This is a genomic window from Pseudomonas ficuserectae, assembly GCF_024584585.1.
Taxonomy (GTDB): Bacteria; Pseudomonadota; Gammaproteobacteria; order Pseudomonadales; family Pseudomonadaceae; genus Aquipseudomonas; species Aquipseudomonas amygdali.
In genome coordinates this window covers 2,109,935-2,134,084 of record NZ_CP085684.1, presented here as the reverse complement: position 1 = coordinate 2,134,084, position 24,150 = coordinate 2,109,935, and the positions used below count along the sequence as shown (strand labels likewise).

The following is a 24,150-nucleotide window of genomic DNA, read 5'->3' as shown; positions in this document are numbered from 1 at the left end:
TGATGCGCGCGTAGACGCGCACCTGAGCTCGCCGTGCAAATGTGAAAATTTTGTTAACTATTTGTTCGCAGTGTCTTTTTCTGACAGAAACAACCTGCCACAATAATGCGAACAGTTATCAACATTATTATCATCCAGCCACGGACGGCTTCAGGGAGTGTCGGGTTCATGCCGGGCCAGCAATCACAAAGCCGTTTTCTTTTTACCCCTGCCCTGCTGACAATGGGCATCTGGGTTGCAACTTCTCAGGCTGCCTATGGCGCTGAAACGCAAGCCACCGAAGCGTCATCGACGACGACAATGGAGCTGGGCGCGACGCAAATCAGCAGCGACCAACTTGGCTCTACTACCGAAGACAGTCAGTCCTACACCACGGGCCCGATGCAGACAGCGACCAAATTGCCGCTGACCATTCGCGAAACCCCGCAGGCGGTGACCGTCGTCACTCGTCAGCGCATGGACGACCAGGCCATGACCAGCATCAACGACGTGGTGAAATACACCCCAGGTCTGTTTTTGGACCAATCCAGCGGACCGGGCCGGCAAACCTACACCTCTCGCGGTTTCGACATCGACAACATCATGTACGACGGCCTGCCCGCCTCGTACTCGGGCTATACGGCAGGCGTTCAACCCAACCTGGCCATGTTCGATCATGTCGAGGTGATCAGAGGCGCTACAGGCCTGGCGACAGGGTCTGGCAACCCTTCAGCGGCGATCAATATGGTGCGCAAACGTCCTACCGCCGTTCCACAAGTCACCCTCACCGGCACGGTCGGGAGCTGGGACGACTACCGCGGCGTATTCGATGCCTCCGGACCACTGAACGATAGCCGCACGGTACGCGGCCGAATAGTCGGTCCTACCAGGATGCCAACAGTTTCCGCGACAAGGAAAAAAGCGATCACGGCGTTTTCTACGGGGTTGTCGAGGCCGATCTGAACGATGCCACGACCGCCACTCTGGGCTTGTCTCGTCAGGAAGATCAGACCAATTACTTCTGGGGCGGTCTGCCCCTCGGCACTGACGGCCATCACCTGAACCTGCCGCGTTCGACCTATTCCGGCTCGGATTGGGAAAACAAGAAAATCCGCATAGACACCGTGTTCGGTGAGCTGGAGCACCGTTTCGACAACGACTGGAAACTACGCGTAGCAGGCTCGAGCTCGTCGCTGGACGGTCTGTTTTCAGGCACTTACCTGTCGCGCTACAACGGCCCGCTGGAAACGACGGCCTATCAGTCCAAGCCTGAGGAGCAGCAGACTGCGTTCGATGTCTACGCCAGCGGACCGGTCGAAGCGTTTGGGCGCACCCATGAAGTGGTGGTCGGCACCAGCAGGCGCGTGTACGACAAGACCAGCAAGGAATACAGCCCCTACGACACAGGACTGCCGATTGGCGCGCCGAAGCCGGACTTCGTCCGCGATGGCAAGACGCATAGCATCGCCACTCAGGACGCGATTTACCTCACTACACGTCTGAGCCTGGCCGACCCGCTGACCCTGATCCTCGGCGGCCGTCTGGACTGGTACGACTACGACGATCGCTCTGGCGATGAAGACTACAAGGTCACCCGCAATCTGACCCGCTACGCGGGGCTGATCTACAAGCTGGATGAACATCATTCCCTGTACACCAGCTACACCGATGTCTTCCAGCCACAGAGCGCGCAAAGCTTGTCTGGCAAGGTGCTAGACCCCGTCGTGGGCGAAAACTATGAAGTCGGCATCAAGGGCGAATATTTCAACGGCGCCCTCAATGCCAGCCTGGCAGTGTTCCGGATCGACCAGAAAAACCTCAAGACCGAGTCACCGACCCAGGCAGGCTGCGCGGTCCTGACCTGCTACGACGCAGCCGGTCTGGTACGCAGTCAGGGCATCGAGATGGAACTGCAAGGCGCGCTGACCGAGAACTGGCAAGTCGGCGCAGGCTACACCTATGCCCGCACCCACTACCTCAAGGACACCGATCCGGCGAACAAGAACCAGCAATTCAACACCGACACACCTGAGCACCTGTTCAAGGTATCGACCGTCTACCGCCTGCAAGGCGCACTGGAAAAGATGCGCGTCGGCGGCAACGTCTACTGGCAGAGCCGCATGTACAACGACATCGCGCTCACCGATGGAAGCTATCGCCTGGAACAAGGCAGCTACGCCGTTGCTGATCTGATGGCGGGGTATCAAGTGAGCAAGAACCTCGACTTGCAACTGAACGCCAACAACATCTTTGACCGCACCTACTACACGGCGATTGGCGCAAGCTCGGTATGGGGCTCCACCGACGTCTACGGCAACCCGCGCAGCTATGCGTTGACGGCCAAGTACAGCTTCTGAGCCTGAGCCACGCTGCTACCAGGCATGCTCGGTAGCAGCGTGTTTACGCCTCACACACCAAACGCCTTCGCCATACCGCCCACCCCTTTCGCCGTCAGCTTCAGTGCTCTGGAGTCCAGATGGCGGCTTACCCAGCCGCGCGTGAGCATCAGCTCCAGCAGCGCCGCCCCCAGAGCGCCACCAATGTGCGGGGCGCGTTCGCTCCAGTCCAGGCAGGCGTAGGCCAGACGTCTGCGTTGCTGACGTACTGCGTCTACGTCGATGCCCAGCGCATTCAGTGATTCGACACCCCGCTCACTGATCACATAGTCCTTGCCCTGCTCATTTAACCAGCCGGCCTTCAGCAAGGCGTCGTGTAACTTGACGGCGACTTCACCGGCGCAATGGTCGTAACAGGTTCGAGCCAGTCGCAAGGCCGAAGGCGTGTTGGGTTTGAAGGGCACGGCGCTGTGTTGGGTCAGTAACAGCAAGGCTTCCAGCGCTTGCGCCACCTGCGTATTGGTCAGTCGATAGTAACGATGCCGGCCCTGTACGAGCATTTCCACCAGCCCCTGCTCACGCAAACGCGCGAAATGGCCGCTGGCACTCGATGCGCCTATATCGGCCAGCGCCGCCAGCTCGGTCGCGGTTCGTGCGCGCCCGTCCAGTAGCGCGCAAAGCATTCGGGATCGTGCTGGGTCAGCAATGGCACCCGCCACTGCCGCCAGCGAGAGGTCTGCTGCTTCAACATCCATAGTTCAGCCATCCCTGAAGTGTTCTCGTAGGCGGTCATCATACTGCTGCCAAACCACTTGAAGGGATTCACCTATGCATCAATCGAGTTTTTTTGGCAGAAAAGTCGTCGCTGCTACATTTCTGATGGCTGTGTTTGGCTGGGGCATCGGCTTTTACGGTCCGCCGATATTCATGTATGCCGTCATTCAGAGAACCGGCTGGTCGACCGCGCTGTGCTCGGCTGCGGTCACGGTGCATTTTCTGGCAGGTACGTTGGTCGTGGTCAACCTGCCTGCGTTGTACAAAAGGTATGGCCTCCCGTGGATTACGGTTTCAGGGGCGGCAACCCTTGCTGTCGGTGTGTACGGCTGGTCGATCGCCAATCAGCCCTGGCAATTGTTCATCGCCGCGGCGCTGAGCGGATTCGGTTGGGTAACCATGGGCGCGGCAGCGGTCAACGCTACCATCTCGCCATGGTTTGTCAGCAAGCGCCCTGGCGCATTGGCGATGGCCTATAACGGCGCGAGCATCGGCGGTGTAGTCTTTTCATCGGGCTGGGTGTACCTGATCGACCGGTTCGGGTTCAGTCTTGCTGCGGTCGTGGTGGGTGTGCTTTCAACAGGTGTGATCGCGCTCCTCGCTTTCGGTGTGTTCCGCTTCAGGCCTGAACATCTGGGTCAGCACCCCGACGACATTCTCCAGATAACCACTGACCTGCCTCCATTCCTGGACACTGCGCCCTTAACGTTACGGAGTAACCGACCATTCCTCACGCTGGCGGCGGCCATGTCGCTCGGGCTGTTTGCGCAGATCGGCCTGATCAGCCAATTATTCCTGCTGCTGATTGATCACGTCACACAGCAGACCGCAGGTATGGCCATGGGTGTCGCTACCTGCAGCGCTATCTTCGGCAGGTTTCTGTCCAGCAGGCTGTTAGCGCCAGGCACCTGTCGACGCCACGTTGCCTGCCTGAGTTACGCCTGCCAGTGCCTGGGCTGTGTGGTGCTGATGTTTATAGGCACAAGCCCTGCCCTGTTATGTGCCGGCATGATTCTTTTCGGTGTGGGTATCGGCAATGCGACATCACTGCCTCCGCTAATTGCCCAAGCGGAATTTCCCAGGCATCAGGTTGCGCGCGTGGTGACGTTGATCGTCGCCATCGCTCAAGGCTGCTACGCCTTTGCGCCAGCACTCTTCGGTGGTGTCCGGACTTTATTCAACGGGCCTGACAGCGACCTGATAGCGCTGGCACTTGCTGCCAGTATTCAGGCGGCAGCGATACTTGTCCTCATCAGCACGCGGCCACATGGAAAACCGTAGCCAATGCCAAAAACAGAGTGTTCACTCTGCTTTTAAAAAAGAATATTAATTTCCATAAAATAACAAAAAACACTAATTTATTGCCGTAAATATGAATTTTATGGGATTAAATCAAATATAAATCCGTATAGTTGATACCTGAATTTACATACCATCAAATATATAAAATTGCATTCGTGTATTTTACCGCTCAGCAATTTTCTGCTTGTCACGCACGTTTTGAAGAACCTGTCGGCCGCCCCGAGCTGCCGACTTGCCTGTCTGCCTGTTTCATATTTCTATTTGGAGACTCTCCCGATGGCCAGCCCCCTGCTGCCTGTTGTTGCCACTTTACTGATGTCCCTTGCCGCCCTGCCGGTGTCTGCCGCTGACAGGCAGAACCCGCTGCCATCCACGTCGAGCGAGCGCCGCGCAGAGGTCGACGCTCAGCGTGAGCAGATCACCGGTGCCGACGCGGCCGTACAGAAGACGCCCAATGGCGCGCAAACGGTGGTGGATGCGCCGATCGACACTGCTGACGCCCCTGCCGGCAATGAAGACCACTGAGTGACCCACTGACTGCAACCGATCAACCTATGAATGACGTAAGGAATAACTCCGTGTCCATGATCAAACAAGGCCTGGGCCTGAGCCTGTTGGCGCTCGGTATCGCCCAGGCAGGCGGCGTGTTCGCTGTGACGCCGATGACAGGCAATGAAGTCGAAGCGCGCGTAGGCGCAATGCTCGACACCATGACGCAATCGGAAAAAATCAATTTCTCGCGCGTTGACGACGGCCGGATGATTCCGAAGCTGGACAAGTTCAACCTGCAGGGTACGGTCGCCTATGATTCGGCGATGGGCGTGCTGGTCGGCGGCAAGACGTTCGGTGCGCAGTACCCTTCCCCGTCAGCACTCGCAGCCACCTGGAGCATCAACCGGGCCAAGGAATTCGGTCTGGCCATCGGCTACGAAACCCGCATCGCGGGTGGGCAGCAGATGCTGTCACCAGCCATCAACCTGTACCGCACGCCGTTCAACGGCCGGGCGGCTGAGTACATGAGCGGGGAAGATCCGTTTCTCGGCGCAGTACTGGCACCGGCAGTCACCAACGGTATCCAGGTTCAAGGCATCCAGGCGGCCGCCAAGCATTACCTGATGAACGAGCAGGAAGCGAACCGTCATTATCTGGATGTGAAGATTGACGAGCGAGCGATGCAGGAGCTGTATCTGCCTGGCTTCGAGTCACTGGTCAAGAACGCCAATATCGCCTCGATCATGTGCGGCTACAACAAGATCAACGGCGAATATGCGTGTGAAAACCACCACCTCATCACCGACATCCTGAAAGGCCAATGGGGCTTTCAAGGTAACGTCATGAGCGATTTCAACTCGGTTCAGGACGCCTTCAAAGGCGCCTGGGCGGGTACCGATATCGACATGCCCAGCGGGCTCCAGTTTACTGAAGCCAAACTGCTGCCTTACATCTGGAATGGTCAACTGCATCAGAACGTGATCGATGACAAGGTGCGCAGGAACCTGAGAGCGCTGGTCAGCTACGGTTTTGACAAGGGAATCAACAAGGCGCAACCGCTGGAGCATCGTGAGTACGGGCAACTGGCGGCCTTGAACGTGGCCAGAGAGTCGATAGTCCTGCTGCGCAACCAGCCGGTAGACGGAAACAAGCCTCTGCTGCCACTGTCCAGAAACGCAAAGATAGCGGTCATCGGTGATCTGGCCATGCAGCCGCCGACCGCGCCGTTCGGTACGGCTTATTCGGCGCCCGCAAGCTATGTCACTGAACTGAGCGGGCTCAAGCAACTGGCGTCTAACACATCCAACGTGGAATACCTTTCACAGATGAGCCTGAACCCGAGGTCGTCGGTCTGGTATCAGCCCGCTAAAGACCAACAGGCCATCAGCAATACCGGTGTAAAAGCCGAGTATTACGCCAATACCTCGCTGTCCGGCGACCCGGTTGCAACCCGCGTCGAACCCGGCATCAATCTGGACTGGATTACCAACACCAACCAGACCGATAACGGCACCAGCACAGTCAACGGCTATACCCCGTCAGCAGGCTCGTTCTCGGCGCGTTTCACCGGCAAGATCAAACCGACGATCAGCGGCCCTCAGGTGTTCAAGGTACGGGCGGACGGTGCCTATAAACTCTGGATCAATGACGAGCTGGTGCTTGAGGATGAGGGCTCGCAAGTCTCGTTCGACCTGATTCCAGTGGTTCCGCGGACGGTTAAAACCGTGAACCTCAAGGCTGGCAGCGAATACAACGTGCGCCTCGAATACCGCCGGCTCAAGGGCAACTTCACCCCGGTACTGGGCGGCATGAACGGCGTGCAGATGAGCTGGGCAGCGTTGCGTCCACCGAAGAACCTGGGGGATTACGACGCTGTCGTGGTAGCCGCCGGCAATAACTTCGAATACGAGGGTGAGTCGCTTGATCGGCCGTTCGAACTGCCGCAATTCCAGTCCGAGTTGATCAGCTTCATTCAGAAAGCCAACCCCAAAACCATCGTCGTACTGCACGGTGGCGGTGGTATGGATATGCAGCCCTGGGCTGACAAGGTAGCTGCGTCTCTGCACGCATGGTATCCGGGGCAACAGGGTGGTCAGGCACTGGCCGAAATTCTGTATGGCAAGGTCAACCCGTCGGGCAAGCTTCCGATCACCCTGGACAAGAAGGCGCAGGACAACCCCAGCTATGCTTCCTACTCGAACCCGGTGCCGTACTATTTCAGCAGCGCCAACCCTCCAGTTGAAATGACCTACAGCGAAGGCCTGTACCTGGGCTATCGCGGTTACGACAAGAAGCACACCAAACCGCTCTATCCATTCGGTTTCGGGCTTTCCTATACCACGTACGAGTACAGTGATCTGAAACTGTCGAGCAACGTATTGGCTCCGGGCGCGACCATTCAGGCCTCTTTCAAGGTCACCAATACTGGCGACAAGGCAGGGTTTGAAGTGGCTCAGCTTTATGTGCAGCCATCCAGGCCTCAGGTTGATCGCCCGGAGAAAGAGTTGAAGGGCTTTACCAAGGTTTACCTGAAGCCAGGCGAAAGCAAAACCGTCACGATTGCACTGGACTCGCGTTCTTTCGCTTATTACTCACCCGATTCGGTGAGCTGGAACGTCGACCCTGGCAAGTTCAAGGTCCTGGTGGGCAAGGACTCGGAAAACCTGGCACTCGACCGCACGGTAGTAGCGCTTTATCCGGAGCAACTGACCACACGAGATTCAAACCCCCTTCCAGTCCCCCTGCGCAAGGCAGTACAAGTCAAGGCAGAGCAGGCTTACTAAGCAACAGCCATTCTGAGTAGCGTTAATCGGTGGTCGATGCGACCACCGATTACTCTCATGCGATTGATCGTTGATCAGCGCCCTGCCAGTTCCTGCGCCAGTCGTTCGAGAAACCTGGCAAATGCGCTGTCTATCTGCACGTCTGCTGGCGATCGAAGCCACTGAATCTGCATGCCATCCATCATCGCAACTATCTCAAGGCTGATTTGCCTGACATCAATGTCCTGGCGAATTTCACCTGCCTGAGCCAGCACATTCAGATGCGTCTGAAGATGACTGTGCACAATCTGGAAACGCTCACTGAACCAGCGGTGTGCAGGGTGCGTGACCGACAGACTTTCAGTGTTGATGATCATCAGCGCCTGGCTGACGGAGGCGTCTTCGATGCTGAAACTCATGACCTGCTTCAGAAAGGCCATGAACCCCTCCAGCGAAGCGACTTGCCCGGCGTCCTGCAACCTGGCAGCAACGTACTGATCCCGATGTTCAAGAACAGCTTGCAACAACACCAGTTTGGTCGGGAAATGATGCAGCAATCCGACCTGAGAGAGACCTGCAACCTTGGCAATGTTAGACAACGAGGCCCCCGCATAGCCATCCCGGGCGAAGATGGTCATGGCTGCCTGAATGATCTCTGCCTTGCGCACCTCCCCTTTGGGAAGACGTCGCTTCACCGCAGGTTGCTTGACTGTGGCGGGTGTATCAGAACTGTTTGAATTCACGGACATACGAAGGGCACTGTTCGCACAACGAAAGGATAAATCGTAGCATGCGACCGAAAGAAACCCGGAAAAAAGGCCTGAGCACCGATATTGACGCCCTTTAAAGAAACCCGCACGCATGCCGATGCATACCGAAGCCCGACTGAATGTCGATAGCCATAGAGAGACATACCCAAAGTACGGCACCTGACACCCGGACGCTAGGGGCGCTGGCAAGCGTCGACCTCGACAGTGAGATTGCAGTGCGAAAAGCAGCCACGGGCAGATGCCCGACCATGCAGACAATTAACATGTGAGCCGGAGGCGCTCTGAAATACCTGACAAGAGAAGAGCTGGAAGCACAGGTCGTGCACCTGCGCGCAGCACTTGAAGAAGCCGGTATCGACGCCGGGCCGGAAAACGGCGCAGCAGCACTGCCCAGCCGGGAGGCGCGCAAGCGTGCGGCTTTTGACAGCGCGCTGGACTTTGCCATGATCCTCACGGATCCAGACGGCATCATTACCGACTGGAATCCGGGTGCAGAACAGGTGTTAGGCTGGTCCGCTGCACAAATGGTCGGGCAGGATGCGGAGTGTTTCTTCACGCCGGAGGACCGCGCCTGCGGCCGGATCGAACATGAAATGCAACTCGCTCTGAGCGTCGGCCGAGCGTCGGACGAACGCTGGCACCTGCGCAGGGATGGTCAGCTGTTCTGGGCGTCTGGCGAAATGATGCCGCTGTAGGACGAGGAAAATACTCACCTTGGCTTCGTCAAGATCCTGCGCGACCGCACCCGGGAGCATCTGGTGGCACGCGCAACCGAAGAAGCCCAGGAACGTTACCGGTTGGCCGCCAAGGCTACCAATGACGCAATATGGGATTGGGATTTTACCGCCAACCACGTGCTCTGGAATGACGCGCTGGAACAGGCATACGGCCACCCCCTGGCGACACTGGACACCTCCGGTAACTGGTGGATAGCCCAGATCCATCCCGATGACCAGACACGCATTTACCACTCTATCCATGCATTGATTGACGGCAGCGGCACTGCCTGGACCGATGAATACCGTTTTCGCCGATTCGATGGTACTTATGCCAATGTTCTGGACCGTGGTCATGTGATACGCAACAACGAGGGCAAAGCCGTACGCATGATCGGCGCGATGCTCGACATGTCACAGATGCAACAGGCAGAAAACGCGCTGCGCCAGAGCGAAGAGCGCTCCAGAGCCATGCTGGAGACCATCGAAGCAGCGTTCGCCATCATTCAGGTCAAGTTCGATGCAGACGACAGCCCGGTAGACTACCGGTTCATCGAGGTCAATCCTGCCTTTGAACGTCAGGCCGGTGTCGATTTGCGTGGCAAGTGGGTGACCGAGTTTGCTCCAGACCTGGAGCGTTTCTGGTTTGAGGCTTATGGCCATGTCGCCAAAACCGGCGAACCTGCCAATTTCGAGAATTACGCCAAGGCGTTCGAGCGCTGGTTTGAAGTCAGAGCGGTGCGTGTCGGTGAACCGGCTGATCGACAGATTGCAGTCATCTTCAGTGACGTGACGGAAAGACGCAACGCCGAGGAGCGATTGCGCACCAGCGAAGCCGTCGCACGCGCGAACGTCGACCGCGTTCAGCTCGCCCTCGCCGCGGGTGCGATTATCGGTACCTGGCATTGGGACTTGACGGCCGACCGCTTTACCGTCGACGAAGCCTTCGCCAAGGCGTTTGGTCTTGACCCCGCTCTGGGCTTCGATGGTTTGAGTCTGGAACAGGTCATTGCCACTGTTCATCCCGAAGACAAACAAGGCTTGATCGATGCGATCAACGCGGTCATCACCAGTGGGCGTGTTTATGCCCACCAGTATCGGGTCCGCCGTGCCGACGGCCTCTACTACTGGATCGAGGCGAACGGTCGTGTCGACCGTGCCGATGACGGCACTCCACTGAGCTTCCCTGGCGTGCTCATCAACGTCGATGAACGACGTGCTGTGGCGGCCGAGCGCGACCGGGCCACTGCAGCGCTGCGCTCGCTCAACGACACGCTTGAACAGCGCGTGGCAGCACGCACTGCGGAACTGATGCAAGCTGAAGAAAAGCTGCGTCAGTCGCAGAAAATGGAAGCTGTGGGGCAACTGACTGGCGGTCTCGCCCATGATTTCAACAACCTGCTGGCGGGCATTTCCGGTGCTCTGGAATTGATGAACACCCGTATTGCACAAGGGCGCTGGAACGATGTAGACAAATACATCGTCACCGCACAGGGCGCTGCCAAGCGCGCCGCGGCCTTGACGCACAGGCTTCTGGCCTTCTCCCGACGCCAGACACTGGACCCACAGCCGACCGACGTGAACAGGCTGATGAAAGGTATGACAGACCTTATCCAGCGCACGGTCGGCCCCAGCATCGTGGTCGAAACCATTGGCACCATAGGTCTATGGCCAACGCTGGTCGATGCAAGCCAGCTGGAGAACGCGCTGCTGAATCTGTGTATCAACGCCCGCGACGCGATGCCGGACGGCGGGCGCATCACGATCGAGGCCAACAACCAATGGATAGAAGGTGATGTGGCGCGGATGCACGATATGCCTGAGGGTCACTATCTGTCGCTGTGCGTGACCGATACCGGCACAGGCATGACGCCCGATGTCATCGCCAAGGCATTCGACCCCTTCTTCACCACCAAGCCCATTGGTCAGGGCACCGGTCTTGGTCTGTCGATGATTTACGGGTTCGCCAATCAGTCCGGCGGTCGGGTGCGCATTCAGTCGCAGGTGGGCAAAGGAACCTCGATATCCCTGTATCTGCCACGTTACGACGGTACAGCGACCAGAGACGAGAGCGATGTGCACCAGGCGCCGTTCGAGTTTACCCAGTCTGGAGAGACCATTCTGATCGTGGACGACGAACCGACGGTACGCATGCTGCTCACCGACGCGCTCGGGGATCTGGGTTATACCCTGATCGAGGCGGCCGACAGCCTGGCCGGCCTCAAACTGCTGCGCTCGGACGTGCATATCGATCTGCTCATCACCGACGTGGGCTTGCCCGGTGGCATGAACGGGCGACAGATGGCCGACGCGGGACGCGAAGTACGTCCGCATCTGAAAACCCTGTTCATCACCGGTTATGCAGAAAACGCTGCCATTGGTGACGAGCAGCTCGGGCCAGGCATGCGGGTACTGACCAAGCCGTTTGCGATTGATGCTCTGGCTGCCCGAGTCCAGGAATTGATGAGCGCCTGATGCAACCGGCTCGTTGCGATCCTGCTTCGGGCCTTCGACATTGAGCGCTGCGCGAACCCGGTGCTAACATGCGCGACCGCCATGCAGGCAAGGGAATAACCGGGTCATGAGCAGTATCCGCGAGCGCAACAAAGAACTCATCCTGCGCGCTGCCAGCGAAGAATTCGCCGACAAGGGCTTCGCCGCCAGCAAGACCAGCGATATCGCGGCCAAGGCCGGTGTCCCCAAGCCCAACGTCTATTACTACTTCAAATCCAAGGAAAACCTCTATCGCGAGGTGCTGGAAAGCATCATCGAGCCCATCCTGCAAGCGTCGACGCCGTTCAATCCTCAAGGTGTACCGGCCGACGTGCTGAGCAGCTACATCCGTTCGAAGATCCAGATTTCCCGTGACCTGCCCTTCGCCTCAAAAGTGTTCGCCAGCGAGATCATGCACGGCGCCCCGCACCTTACGTCAGAGCAGATCGAACAGCTCAACGGGCAGGCGCGGCACAATATCGAATGCATTCAAGCCTGGATCGACAGCGGGCAGATCGCCCCGCTCGATCCCCATCACCTGATGTTCACCATCTGGGCCGCGACCCAGACCTATGCAGATTTCGACTGGCAGATCGCAACCGTCACCGGCAAGGCGAAACTGGAGGACGCTGATTACGAGGCCGCGACCCGGACCATTCTCAGGCTGGTGCTCAAGGGTTGCGAGCCGGACCGCTGAACCCCACCCCGCTTTGCTGCAGACGCAAAAAACCCGCCGAAGCGGGTGGTTTTGCAACATGACCATTCCGACATCCTGTCAGTAGCCTCCTGGCAATGGTCGATCTTCCCTGATCGCTGCGGCGTTCCTTCGCTGCAGCTGTTGAATTGGATCCTACATTCACTGAGGGTCCGTCGATAGAGCCAATCGCGTCTGTTGCTGTAAGCCTTTCGCCATAGCGATGTACGCCGTTAAAAAGTGTGATCGGCCGCTCATGTTTGGTCAGGATGCGCCGAGATGCTTAAAAGGCTCTGAATCGCGCGTTGCGCGGATCGGAGTCATCAGAAGAAAAAAAATAATGCATGGGATGCCAATCATGAGTATGCGCAGTTTGTCCATCAGTCGCCGTCTGTGGCTGATTCTTGTCGTTTCAGTGCTGATGCTCTTCGTCCTGTCGGCGACGCTGCTCAGGCAGCTGCATAACGACCTGTATCAGGCCAAGGCCGAGAAAACCATGCATGTGGTGCAGACTGCCAGCGGCATCCTCTCGTTTTATCAGGGGCTTGAAGCTGCAGGCGGCATGACACGCGAGGCTGCGCAACAGCAGGCCTTGAAAGAGATAAAGAGCCTGCGTTACAGCCAGAGCGACTACTTCTGGATCAACGACCTGCGCCCGGTGATGATCATGCACCCCACCAACCCCAAACTTGAAGGCCAGGACATATCGACCATCAAGGACCCGGACGGCTTTGCGGTGTTCAACGAAATGGTCACGCTGGTCAAAGCCCAGGGTGCCGGGATGGTGAATTACCGCTGGCCCAAGCCCGGTGCCAGCGAGCCGGTGAAAAAAACTTCTTACGTGCAGCTTTTTCAGCCCTGGGGCTGGATTCTGGGGTCGGGCGTATACGTCGATGACGTAGCGGCAGAGTTCAAGGCACAGCTATGGAACGCCGGCATCTTCATCGCAGGCATCGTGCTGGTCATGGTCCTGCTACTGGTCATGATTGTGCGCAGTATCGTGCGACCGCTGAGAGCGGCGGTCGGTGCAATGGCCAGCATCGCCAGTGGCGAAAGTGACCTGACCCGTACGCTGGAAACCCACGGCAAGGATGAAATCACCGAGCTGGGCGTTCACTTCAACGCCTTTGTCGCCAAGCTGCGCAATGTCGTCGGCCAGTTGCAGAATTCGGCAGTAGCGCTGGGCCAGGCCTCAACGGATCTGGGCAGCAATGCCGGGCAGGCGCAGAAACGCAGCGAGCAGCAGTCCCAACAAATGGACCTGGTTGCCACCGCGATCAACGAAGTGACCTATGGCGTACAAGACGTGGCCAAGAACGCCGAGCAGGCCGCCAACGAAATGCGTGATGCCGAGTCACAGGCGCAGCAGGGTCAGGTCAACATCGATAACAGCCTGCGTCAGATCGGGCACCTGTCCGCCACCATCGGCCAAGCCGTTGAAGTGATGCAGAGTCTGGCCAGCGAGAGCACGCAGATCGGCAGCGTACTGGAAGTCATCAGTTCGATTGCTGAGCAGACCAACCTGCTGGCACTGAACGCCGCCATCGAAGCGGCACGCGCAGGTGAACAGGGTCGTGGCTTTGCCGTAGTGGCTGACGAAGTACGTCTGCTGGCCCAGCGCACCCAGAAGTCGACTGCAGAAATCCAGGCCATGATCGAACGCCTGCAAAAGCATTCCGACGCGGCGGTCAAGGTAATCGGCGACAGCAGCCGTTCCTCGCAACTGACTATCGAGCAGGCCAACCAGGCAGGCCAGAGCCTGACGTCCATCAGTCAGGCGCTACGCAACCTCAATAGCCTGAACACCTCCATTGCCAGCGCTACTCTGCAACAGACGCATGTGGTAGACGACATCAACCAGAACGTGACCCAGGCCGCGCAACTGTCCCAAAGCACTGCACTCGCCGCTGAACAATCGACTTCGGCCAGCCTGCACCTGCGCGACTTGAGCGAAGAACTGAACGGGCTGCTGAAGCAGTTCCGGGTTTAAATCTGCATTGCGATGGGGTGCACGGAACCTAGTGCGCCTCTTGTTGCCTGACACCTGCTTACTAAACCGCTCATTTAGCTGCTTATTTATTGCAGGGGGTCACATGCGCACACTGGAATTGGCAGGCAGAACTGTACCAGTGCTGGGTCAGGGCACCTGGCACATGGGTGAAAAAGGGCACCTGCGCTCGGCAGAAATTGCTGGCCTCTGCCTGGGTATCGAACAGGGCCTGACCCTGATCGACACCGCCGAGATGTACGCCGACGGCGCTGCCGAAGAGATCGTCGGGCAAGCCATCGCCGGGCAACGCGACAAGGTATTCGTGGTCAGCAAGGTCTACCCGCACAATGCCAGCCGCAGCGGTATCCCGGCCGCGTGCGAAGCAAGCCTGCGAAGGATGAACACCGACTACATCGACCTTTATCTGTTGCACTGGCCGGGCCAGTACCCACTGACCGAAACCGTCGAAGCCTTCGAACGCTTGCAGGAAGCGGGTAAAATCGGCGCCTGGGGTGTTTCCAACTTTGACGTCCCGGACATGATCGAGCTGAACAACCCGCGTTGCGCGACCAATCAGGTGCTGTACAACCCGGAACAACGCGGCATCGAGTTCGACCTGATGCTGTGGAGCGCTGATCGCCACCTGCCATTGATGGCGTACTGCCCGATTGGCCAGGCAGGCGATCTGCTCTATCACCCTGCCCTGCACGAAATCGCCAAACGCCACGATGCAACACCGGCGCAGATTTCCCTGGCATGGGTGCTGCGTCAGGACAACATGATCGCCATTCCCAAGGCGACCAACCCGGAGCATATTCGTCTGAACATCGCTGCCGAGCAGATTCGCCTCACCGAGCGCGACCTGGCCGACATTGACCTGGCCTGGCCAGCGCCGACTCGCAAAGTACCGCTGGCAATGGTCTGACCGGTGTCGATGCAGTCGCAGCTGTCGATTGACTGAACGGCCGCCAATGCGGCCGTCTCTTCATGTGACAGATGACACACCTCGCAACAAGCTGTCACAAATATGAAATAACGCCTTGTCATCATGCGGCCTTCGCCTCCCTGCCCGGGCTAGGCCGCACGTGGACAGCCATGAACCACAGTATTGCTCACCATCATCAGGACTCCGACCTTTTCGGTCTGCTCTACGGCTTCCGTTTTCGCCACGCTGAAAGTGGCCAGGAAATCGGCTCAACCTCCGCGCTGGATTACCTGCAAAACCCTCCCGAAGAGAACGACTTCATCTGGCTGCACCTGAACCTGTCGCACGCAGCCTGCGAGCGCTGGATGAAAACCCATCTGGACCTTCCGGAAGAGTTTTTCGAGGCCCTGCACGAAGGTTCGCGCTCTACCCGAATCGAGCACGTCGACGCCACGTTGCTGGCGGTAGTCAACGATGTGGTGTTCGATTTCAACAGGCTCTCGACCGACATCTCGACCTTGTGGGTCTGCGCCCGCCAGCGCTTGCTGATTACCGCCCGGCTGCAGCCACTGCGCTCGGTAGACAAGTTGCGCTCAGCGGTCAAGCGCGGCGAACAGTTCGATTCACCGCTGGAACTGCTCGCTCACCTGCTCAGTGACCAAGGCGAAGTGCTGACCCAGTTTCTGCGCAAGACCAGCGTCAACGTCGACCGCATTGAGGACCAGTTGCTTTCACAGCGACTGAGCAACAATCGCTCCGAACTCGGTGCCATGCGCCGTGTGCTGGTGCGACTGCAACGCCTGCTGGCGCTGGAACCGGGCTCTTTGATGCGCCTGTTGCACAAGCCTCCGCAATGGCTGCGCGAGCAGGATGTCCAGGCGCTGCGCCAGTCCATTGAAGAGTCCTCGCTGGTGATCAACGACCTCACGGCACTGGGCGAGCGCATCAAACTGTTGCAGGAAGAGATTGCCGCCAACCTCAATGAACAGAGCAGCAGAACCCTGTTTACCCTGACCGTGGTAACGGTTCTGGCATTGCCGATCAACATTGTCGCGGGCTTTTTCGGCATGAACGTGGGGGGTGTACCATTGGCGTCCGACCCTGAAGGCTTCTGGATTCTGGTGGCACTGGTCGCGACGTTTACGCTGGTCGCGGGACGCTGGGCATTTCGCAAACGTGGCGATTATTGACCCGGCCTGCCGGTTGTCAGAAATCTGGCGCAAAAGGCCACTGATTACTCGCATGTCGCATCTCTGTCACATTTTGCAATGACCATGTCAATATTCTTTCAATCAGGATTGCGAACATGGCTATAAACGCACTTTCTCCCGATGCGACGGGCCGGGCGGGCCTGTCGGCAACTCACTTCGGGCGCAAACCGGGTCGACTGACCATGGTCATTTTCTTCGCGATACTCATCGCTGGCCTGCTATTTACTGGCTACAGCCTCAAGCAGGATGTCGATGACATGGGCACGTTGGTTACCACCTGGACCCCGTTCGTGCTGCTGGGCGTGGCGTTGCTGATTGCGCTGGGGTTCGAATTCGTCAACGGTTTCCATGACACCGCCAACGCAGTCGCAACCGTAATCTATACCCATTCCCTGCCACCGGGCTTCGCGGTGGTCTGGTCGGGGTTCTTCAACTTTCTCGGTGTGATGCTCTCCAGCGGTGCAGTAGCGTTCGGCATCATCGCACTGCTGCCGGTGGAGCTGATTCTGCAAACCGGCTCATCGGCAGGCTTCGCCATGATCTTCGCCCTGCTGATCGCGGCGATCATCTGGAACCTGGGCACCTGGTGGCTGGGCTTGCCAGCGTCCTCGTCGCATACGCTGATCGGCTCGATCATCGGTGTCGGCATCGCCAACGCCTTGATGCACGGACGGGACGGCACCAGCGGCGTGGACTGGTCTCAGGCGACCAAAATAGGCTACTCGCTGCTGCTGTCTCCATTGGTGGGTTTCGGCTGTGCCGCCTTGCTGTTACTGGCCATGCGCATGTTCATCAAGAACCGCGCGCTGTACAAGGCACCAGAAGGCAATGCACCGCCACCGCTGTGGATTCGCGCCATGCTGATCGTGACCTGCACCGGCGTATCATTTGCTCATGGCTCCAATGACGGGCAGAAAGGCATGGGGCTGATCATGCTGATTCTGGTCGGTACCCTGCCGATGGCCTATGCGCTCAACCGCACCATGCCGGCCGATCAGGCCACTCAGTTCGGTGCGGTGGCAGAAGTCACCCAGCAGGCACTGATGCGCAGTGCTCCCCTGCCTGCCCCGGCTGACTCGCGCCAGACCCTGTCGGATTATCTGGTCAGCAAACAGGCAGGCCCCGACCTGATCCCTGCGCTGGCGGTCATGACCGGCAAGATCGGCAATCAGGTCGCCAGTTACGGCTCGCTCTCGAAGGTGCCTGCGGAAGCGGTAACCAACGTTCGAAACGACATGTACCTGACCTCGGAAACCATTCGGGTGATGGATAAGAACAAGGTAGGCAATTTCGACGCCGATACCCAGACCAAGCTCGATGCGTTCAAAGGGCAGATCGACAGCGCGACGCGTTTTATTCCGACCTGGGTCAAGATTGTGGTCGCTATCGCCTTGGGGCTGGGCACAATGGTCGGCTGGAAACGCATCGTCGTGACGGTAGGTGAGCGCATAGGCAAGACGCACATGACCTACGCACAAGGCGCGTCGGCAGAAGTCGTGGCGATGTTCACCATCGGCGCGGCGGACGTGTACGGGCTGCCAGTATCAACCACCCACGTTCTGTCATCCGGGGTAGCGGGGTCGATGGTCGCCAACGGTTCAGGCCTGCAATTGCGCACCTTACGCAACCTGGCCACCGCCTGGGTGTTGACCCTGCCGGCTGCCATCCTGCTTTCGGGTTCGCTGTACTGGGTGTTCAGCAAACTGTTTTGAGGTCTTCGGCGAGCGGTGCCTGCTGCCATCAAGTCTTGATGCAGGTCGCAAAGAGGACGCGGAGCGTCCAGAAAGGCATGCGACGCGGAGCGCCGCACGATAGTTGCGATCATCGTTCCTCACGCTCCAGCTTAGGAATGCAGGTCGCGACGCGGAGCGTCGCACGATAGTTGCGATGATCGTTCCGCACGCTCCAGCGTGGGAATGCAGGTCGCGACGCGGTGCGCCGCACGATAGTTGCGATGATCGTTCCGCACGCTCCAGCGTAGGAATGCAGGTCGCGACGCGGTGCGCCGCACGATAGTTGCGATGATCGTTCCGCACGCTCCAGCGTGGAAATGCAGGTCGCGACGCGGAGCGCCGTACGATAGTTGCGATGATCGTTCCGCACGCTCCAGCGTAGAAATGCAGGTCTCGACGCGGAGCGTCGCACGATAGTTGCGATTATCGTTCCGCACGCTCCGGCGTGGGAATGCAGGTCGCGACGCGGTGCGCCGCACGATAGTTGCGATGATCGTTCCGCACGCTCCAGCGTGGGAATGCAGGTCGCGACGCTCTGCGTCGCACGATAGGGGTGGCGAGATTATCGTGCCTCGGGACCCGGTGGTTCATCACCCTCTACGCTGGTATCGATACTCACCACCACCGACATGCCCGGCCGTAAATGCTCGAGCATTGGCTGATCGGCATCGACCACGATGCGCACCGGGATGCGCTGGGAAATCTTCACAAAGTTGCCGGTCGCGTTATCGGCAGGCAGCAGGCTGAATTCAGAACCTGCGGCAGGCGAAATTCGTTGTACGTGGCCGTGCATCTCGTGACCGTCGAGCGCATCGACGGTAAAGCTTACCGGCTGGCCAAGGCGCACATGGGCCATCTGGGTTTCTTTCATGTTGGCAACGATCCAGCGCTGCTCGGGTACCAGCGCCATCAATTGTGCACCCGAGTTGACGTAGGCACCCAGGCGCACGCCGATCTGCCCCAACTGCCCGTCACGCGGGGCGACAATGCGGGTGTTGTCCAGGTCGATGCGCGCCAGTTCGATGGCCGCCTGAGCATTGGCCACTGAAGCTTCCAGTGAGCCACGGTTGACGATCACCGTTTGCAGATCCTCGCGGGCGATCTGCAATACCGCCCTGGCTTCAGCGACCGCGGCATTTGCCTGCGCATCGGCAGCACGGGTCACATCAAGCTCGCTTTTCGATACCGAGCCATCGGTCACCAGTGCCTGATTGCGGCGCAGATCGGCAGCACTCTTGCGGCTCTGGGCGATGCTGTTCTGCAGTTCAGCCTGGCGCTGGCCGATGGTCGCTTCGGCACTGCGTCGCTGTTGCAGGTTATTGGCCAGCGAGGCTTTCTGTACCGCCAGTTGCGCAATGGCCTGATCCAGGCGCTGGCGATAAATACGATCATCCAGACGCACCAGCAAGTCGCCGGCCTTGACGAACTGGAAGTCCTGAACCGGCACTTCGTAAACATACCCGCTCAACTGCGGCCCGATCAGCGTGGTCTGGCCCTTTACCTGGGCGTTCTCGGTGCTCTCGATCGGACTTGCGAACGGTGGCAGTTGCCAAGCATATAGCACAACCAGCACCCCGACCAGCGCGACGGCAGCGAAAATCACCGAAGACACGACTCGCTTGCGGGTCGAGCGCGGCTTGCTGGTCACCGGCGACGTCAACGGTGCAGGTGGCGGCGCGCTGCGGGTTGCTTCTGTATCTGAGGTCGTGGATTCGTTCATGAAGATTTAACGCCGGAATTGGATACGGAAGGCGAAGCGGCAGGTGCTACAGGTGCCAACGCCAAAGGTTGAGTGGTCATTTTCAGCCACAGGACCCGGGCTGAAATCCAGATCATGGTCAGTACGGCAATCAGGGCGATCAGCATGAACACATCGTTGTAGGCCAGCACATTGGCTTCTCGGGTCGCAGCCGTAGCCATCGCGCGCATGCCTTGAGTGTTGCGCAGCGACGGGTCGGCAATCACTGAACTGTAACTGGCGCTGTAGCTCTGCAATCGCGCCTGAACCAGCGGGTCGATAAGGGTCAAGTGCTCAACGATGTGACTGGAGTGAAACTTCTCGCGCACGATCTGAAAAGTGCCCAGTGCAGCAGACCCGATCAGGCCGCCAATGTTTTGTGTGATCCCGAACAACACCGAAAAACTCACCATGTTGCGCGGGTTGGCCAGTACACCACTGATCCCCAGCACCAGCGTTGGACCGAGAAAAAACGTACCGCCGAATGCCAGCAGGAACTGACTGAGGTACATGTTCGACTGACGGGTCAGATTGGTCGAATGACTGTCCATCCAGGCACCGACTGCCATCATCGCCAGAGAAATCAGCAATGGCTTGATCAGGTGCGCAGGGTTGATGGTCAGCGCACTGACCGCCAACCCGGCCACACTGCCCAGCAACATCACCATGTAAAGCGTGTGCAGTTGCTGACTGCCCATGTTCAGCGCCTGAAGAAAGCCTACGGCGCCCACTGACTGCTCGGACAGCACCACGCGAAACAGGATAACGGCCAGCCCTAGACGCAGAATCGCCCCGCTGCCGAGCCAGCGCGTGATCAGCAACGGATTGCTTCGGTTATGCTCGATGGCCAGTCCGGCGCAGATCAGCACAATGGAGGCCGCCGACGCCAGACCTATCCACTGCGCTTCCAGCCACCATTCAATGCGCCCCAGCGAGAGAACGGCACAGAGCAGCGCAAAACCGCCAGCCAACAGGCCGAAGGTCAGGAAATCCAGCTTTTCGAACGCCTTGAAACGATCACCCGGTGGCAGCTTGAGCAGCAGTACGCAACCCAGCGAGAGTAGCGCCATACCCAGTTCAAACAGGTACAAACCGCGCCACTGGGCAATCTGCAACAAGTCTTCTGACACCAGCCGGGCCAGCGGCGTCGCCAGCTGGGCAGTGCCAAGCCCGAGCACCAGCGCCTTGAGCCGCCATTTCTGCGGAAACGCCTGAATCATGTAATACAGCCCAAGGGTACTGAGCGCAGCGCCAACCATGCCGTGCGCCGCACGCACGGCGATTGCCGAGTCAATATCGTTGACGAACAGGTGCGCCAGCGTCACCAGTGCATAAAGCACCAGAAACAGTTCGGTGAACGCGCGCAAACCGAACTGCTGACGAAACTTCACCAGCAGCAGGTTCATCGACACATTGGTCATGATGTACGCAGCCGGCAGCCAAGCGATGTCCTGCGACGTAGCACCCAGAGCCCCCTGCAAATAGGGCAGGTTGGCAACCACCAGCGCGTTGCCGAGCCCGCCAGTCAGCGCGACGATCACCCCCACCAGCGCAAATGCCCAGCGCCGCGCATCGGAATGCAGAGGCGTCGAAGGCGAGCCGGGCATGGTTGGACGCTCATGGGCGGCCCACTCGCGCGGGGCATATTTATCAGTCATAGAGAACGGTCATGGAGACTTTCATGGGTGCACCCGAGGAATTCCCTTTTGTGACACTAATGACAGTCATAATACTCATCAGCCAGGCAATGATTCACCCCGGTCAGCCCGGCGCATTAAACTCAGTCTCGCCGCAAACGCTCTAAGGAAGGTCTGAAGTAGCCGGATGTTTTCCGGCTACCGAGTCCTCAGCACTTTTCAAAAAACGATGCATGTCGAAATTTGCTCAATTATCTTCGCTTTTTAGCTCTTTCGGCCGCTGCAAAGCCTTTTGCGGTAACCATTTCCTGCATTACACGCGCACCTCTCCTGCGCTCGCCAACAAATGTCGGCGGGCCATCCACAGGTTTGACAGGGCGAACAACGTCACCATCTGCGCGGTGTTCTTGGCCAAGCCCCGAAAGCGCACTTTTTCATAGCCAAACTGGCGTTTGATGACCCGAAACGGATGCTCGACCTTGGCGCGAACCTGGGCCTTGGCCTTCTCGATTTTGCGGATCGCCTTGTACAAAATACTGCGTTTTCCATGCTTTTTGTAAGTGCTGCGGCGGGCGGCAATCTGCCAAATGACCTTGCGCCCAGCGTGTTCTTCGCGCTTCTCGACCCCGGTGTAACCTGCGTCGGCGCAGACTACGTTTTCCTCGCCGTGCAGCAGTTTGGCAACCTGCGTGACGTCTGCCACATTGGCCGCTGTTACTACCACGCTGTGCACCAGGCCTGACTCGTCGTCGGCGCCGATGTGAGCCTTGGCGCCGAAATAGTACTGGTTACCTTTCTTGGTTTGATGCATCTCAGGATCGCGTTTGCCATCCTTGTTCTTGGTCGAACTGGGCGCGTGAATCAGCGTGGCATCGACGATGGTGCCTTGACGCAACGACAAGCCACGGTCGCCCAGATAACCATTAATTACGCCGAGAATCCCGGTCGCCAACTCGTGCTTTTCCAGCAGACGACGGAAGTTGAGAATGGTGGTTTCGTCTGGAATTCGCTCCAGGCTCAGGCCTGAAAACTGACGCAGGATGGTCGTCTCATACAGCGCTTCTTCCATCGCCGGATCGCTGTAGCCGAACCAGTTCTGCATCAGATGAACACGCAGCATCGCCATCAGTGGGTAGGCGGGCCGGCCACCTTCTCCTTTTGGATAATAGGGCTCAATCAGGGCAATCAAACCTTTCCAGGGCACCACCTGATCCATCTCGATCAGGAACAATTCCTTACGGGTCTGCTTGCGCTTGCCGGCATACTCGGCGTCGGCGAAGGTCATCTGTTTCATCATCGAAAAGCTCGGCGACTGGTGTCCGGAGATTTTGCCAAATTAGGAAGTCTTTTTCAGAGTTTCCCTAAATAGTGGCTTTGTAAAACTTCAGGCTATGCTTAAACGCAGTTTTGCTTTGCACATTTGCGCTGCTAGGATCTTCTGCGACGCTCCAACAAGACTTGAACAAGAAGAAAGCGCAACCGAACAAGGAGTTCAGAATGAGTTCACAGGTTTCATCGGCCCGCCCGGTTCGGCAACCCTCCAGCCGGGATTCGATCGTTGTCGAGGTGCGTAACCACATGGGTCACCTGACCCTCAATCGCCCGGAAGGCCTGAACGCAATCGATCTGGATATGGTCCGCACACTTCGCCAGCAGCTTGACCTCTGGGCTGACGACCCGTCTGTTCATGCAGTGGTTCTGCGCGGCGCAGGTAGCAAAGCATTCTGCGCTGGCGGCGATATCCGTTCACTGTACGAAAGCCATCAGAACGGCCAGGACCTGCACTACACATTCTTTGCCGAAGAGTATGAGCTGGACCTGACCATTCACCGTTACCGCAAACCGATACTGGCCTTGATGGACGGTCTGGTGCTGGGCGGCGGCATGGGCCTTGTCCAGGGCGCTGACCTGCGCGTGGTAACCGAACGCAGCCGGCTAGGCATGCCGGAAGTCGCCATTGGCTACTTTCCGGATGTCGGTGGCAGTTATTTCCTGTCGCGTCTTCCAGGCGAGCTGGGCACCTGGCTGGGCGTGACCGGGTCCCAGATCGGCGCTGCCGATGCCTTGTACTGCGGGCTTGCCAATTGGTCGATGAACAGCGAAATGCTGCCGCGCCTCGACCATATGCTCGACCACCTGAAATGGAAATCGACGCCGCTCAAGGACCTGCAGGGTGCCCTCGCCAAGCTGGCGACCCAGCGCCTGCCCTACCCGCCTCTGGAAACCCTGCGCCCGGCGATTGATCATTTTTTCGGCTTGCCGGATATCCCCAGCATACTCGAGCAGTTGCAAGAGGTGGTCATCGGCGACACCCGCGAGTGGGCGCTGGACACCGTCGGCCGCATGAAGCGTCACTCGCCGCTGGCGATGGCCGTGACCCTGGAAATGCTCCGTCGTGGCCGTCACTTGCCACTACAGGATTGCTTTGCCATGGAACTGCACCTGGACCGCCAATGGTTCGAGCGCGGCGACCTGATTGAGGGCATACGCGCCCTGATAATCGATAAAGACAAGAAGCCGCAATGGAAACACGCCAGCGCGCAGGACGTCAGCAGCGCGCACGTGCAGAGTTTCTTCAGCGGTCTGGAGAATTAAGTC

At 58.4% G+C, this 24,150-nt stretch carries 14 protein-coding genes and 2 pseudogenes; 11 read left to right on the top strand and 5 right to left on the bottom strand.

Annotated features, from left to right (window positions below; translation table 11 throughout):
* The first annotated feature begins 168 nt into the window (after positions 1-168).
* Positions 169-2,336: pseudogene (locus LJU29_RS09425) on the top strand (TonB-dependent siderophore receptor).
* A 50-nt stretch (positions 2,337-2,386) separates the two neighbouring features.
* Here LJU29_RS09425 and LJU29_RS09420 read toward each other — a convergent pair.
* Positions 2,387-3,070, bottom strand: a complete 684-nt coding sequence (locus LJU29_RS09420) for an ArsR/SmtB family transcription factor (protein WP_057453092.1) — start codon at positions 3,068-3,070, stop codon at positions 2,387-2,389.
* Positions 3,071-3,143: 73 nt separating this feature from the next.
* On the opposite strand from LJU29_RS09420, the gene LJU29_RS09415 reads away from it, so the two are divergent.
* The 3 genes from LJU29_RS09415 to LJU29_RS09405 all read left to right on the top strand — a co-directional run bounded on the left by LJU29_RS09415 (position 3,144) and on the right by LJU29_RS09405 (position 7,666).
* Entirely contained in the window at positions 3,144-4,370 is a 1,227-nt protein-coding gene (locus tag LJU29_RS09415; protein ID WP_257112136.1) for an MFS transporter, read from the top strand.
* A gap of 297 nt (positions 4,371-4,667) precedes the next feature.
* On the top strand, positions 4,668-4,916 hold the full coding sequence (locus LJU29_RS09410; RefSeq protein WP_002552767.1) for a hypothetical protein: 249 nt from the start codon (positions 4,668-4,670) through the stop codon (positions 4,914-4,916).
* A gap of 59 nt (positions 4,917-4,975) precedes the next feature.
* Complete coding sequence (locus LJU29_RS09405) at positions 4,976-7,666, top strand: beta-glucosidase (protein ID WP_183137990.1); 2,691 nt, start codon at positions 4,976-4,978, stop codon at positions 7,664-7,666.
* A 74-nt stretch (positions 7,667-7,740) separates the two neighbouring features.
* On the opposite strand, the gene LJU29_RS09400 is transcribed toward LJU29_RS09405, so the two are convergent.
* Positions 7,741-8,394: a TetR/AcrR family transcriptional regulator gene (locus tag LJU29_RS09400; RefSeq protein ID WP_031599266.1), complete on the bottom strand. Its 654-nt coding sequence runs from the start codon at positions 8,392-8,394 to the stop codon at positions 7,741-7,743.
* Positions 8,395-8,735: 341 nt separating this feature from the next.
* Between LJU29_RS09400 and LJU29_RS09395 the strand changes: the two are divergent.
* From LJU29_RS09395 to LJU29_RS09370, 6 genes and pseudogenes are all read left to right on the top strand, one after another.
* Positions 8,736-11,606 (top strand): annotated as a pseudogene (locus tag LJU29_RS09395) (PAS domain-containing hybrid sensor histidine kinase/response regulator).
* Between the two features lie 106 nt (positions 11,607-11,712).
* On the top strand, positions 11,713-12,321 hold the full coding sequence (locus LJU29_RS09390) for a TetR/AcrR family transcriptional regulator (RefSeq protein ID WP_004660707.1): 609 nt from the start codon (positions 11,713-11,715) through the stop codon (positions 12,319-12,321).
* Positions 12,322-12,676: 355 nt separating this feature from the next.
* Entirely contained in the window at positions 12,677-14,308 is a 1,632-nt protein-coding gene (locus LJU29_RS09385; protein WP_080953453.1) for a methyl-accepting chemotaxis protein, read from the top strand.
* A 103-nt stretch (positions 14,309-14,411) separates the two neighbouring features.
* Positions 14,412-15,233, top strand: a complete 822-nt coding sequence (locus tag LJU29_RS09380; RefSeq protein ID WP_004660705.1) for an aldo/keto reductase — start codon at positions 14,412-14,414, stop codon at positions 15,231-15,233.
* Between the two features lie 170 nt (positions 15,234-15,403).
* A complete protein-coding gene (locus LJU29_RS09375) occupies positions 15,404-16,423 on the top strand; it encodes a transporter (protein WP_257112135.1) in 1,020 nt (339 codons plus the stop codon).
* Between the two features lie 116 nt (positions 16,424-16,539).
* Positions 16,540-18,156, top strand: a complete 1,617-nt coding sequence (locus LJU29_RS09370; RefSeq protein ID WP_257112134.1) for an inorganic phosphate transporter — start codon at positions 16,540-16,542, stop codon at positions 18,154-18,156.
* Positions 18,157-18,739: 583 nt separating this feature from the next.
* On the opposite strand, the gene LJU29_RS09365 is transcribed toward LJU29_RS09370, so the two are convergent.
* From LJU29_RS09365 to LJU29_RS09355, 3 genes are all read right to left on the bottom strand, one after another.
* The gene (locus LJU29_RS09365; RefSeq protein ID WP_054996511.1) at positions 18,740-19,897 is read right to left on the bottom strand and encodes an HlyD family secretion protein; all 1,158 of its coding nucleotides are present in this window, start codon (positions 19,895-19,897) and stop codon (positions 18,740-18,742) included.
* Entirely contained in the window at positions 19,894-21,573 is a 1,680-nt protein-coding gene (locus LJU29_RS09360) for an MFS transporter (RefSeq protein ID WP_002552759.1), read from the bottom strand. The genes LJU29_RS09365 and LJU29_RS09360 overlap by 4 nt, the downstream gene beginning before the upstream one ends.
* 292 nt (positions 21,574-21,865) lie before the next feature.
* Complete coding sequence (locus tag LJU29_RS09355) at positions 21,866-22,846, bottom strand: IS5-like element ISPsy2 family transposase (protein ID WP_054078085.1); 981 nt, start codon at positions 22,844-22,846, stop codon at positions 21,866-21,868.
* A gap of 203 nt (positions 22,847-23,049) precedes the next feature.
* Here LJU29_RS09355 and LJU29_RS09350 point away from each other — a divergent pair, with 203 nt between their 5' ends.
* The gene (locus LJU29_RS09350) at positions 23,050-24,147 is read left to right on the top strand and encodes an enoyl-CoA hydratase/isomerase family protein (protein WP_005756023.1); all 1,098 of its coding nucleotides are present in this window, start codon (positions 23,050-23,052) and stop codon (positions 24,145-24,147) included.
* Positions 24,148-24,150: the final 3 nt, after the last annotated feature.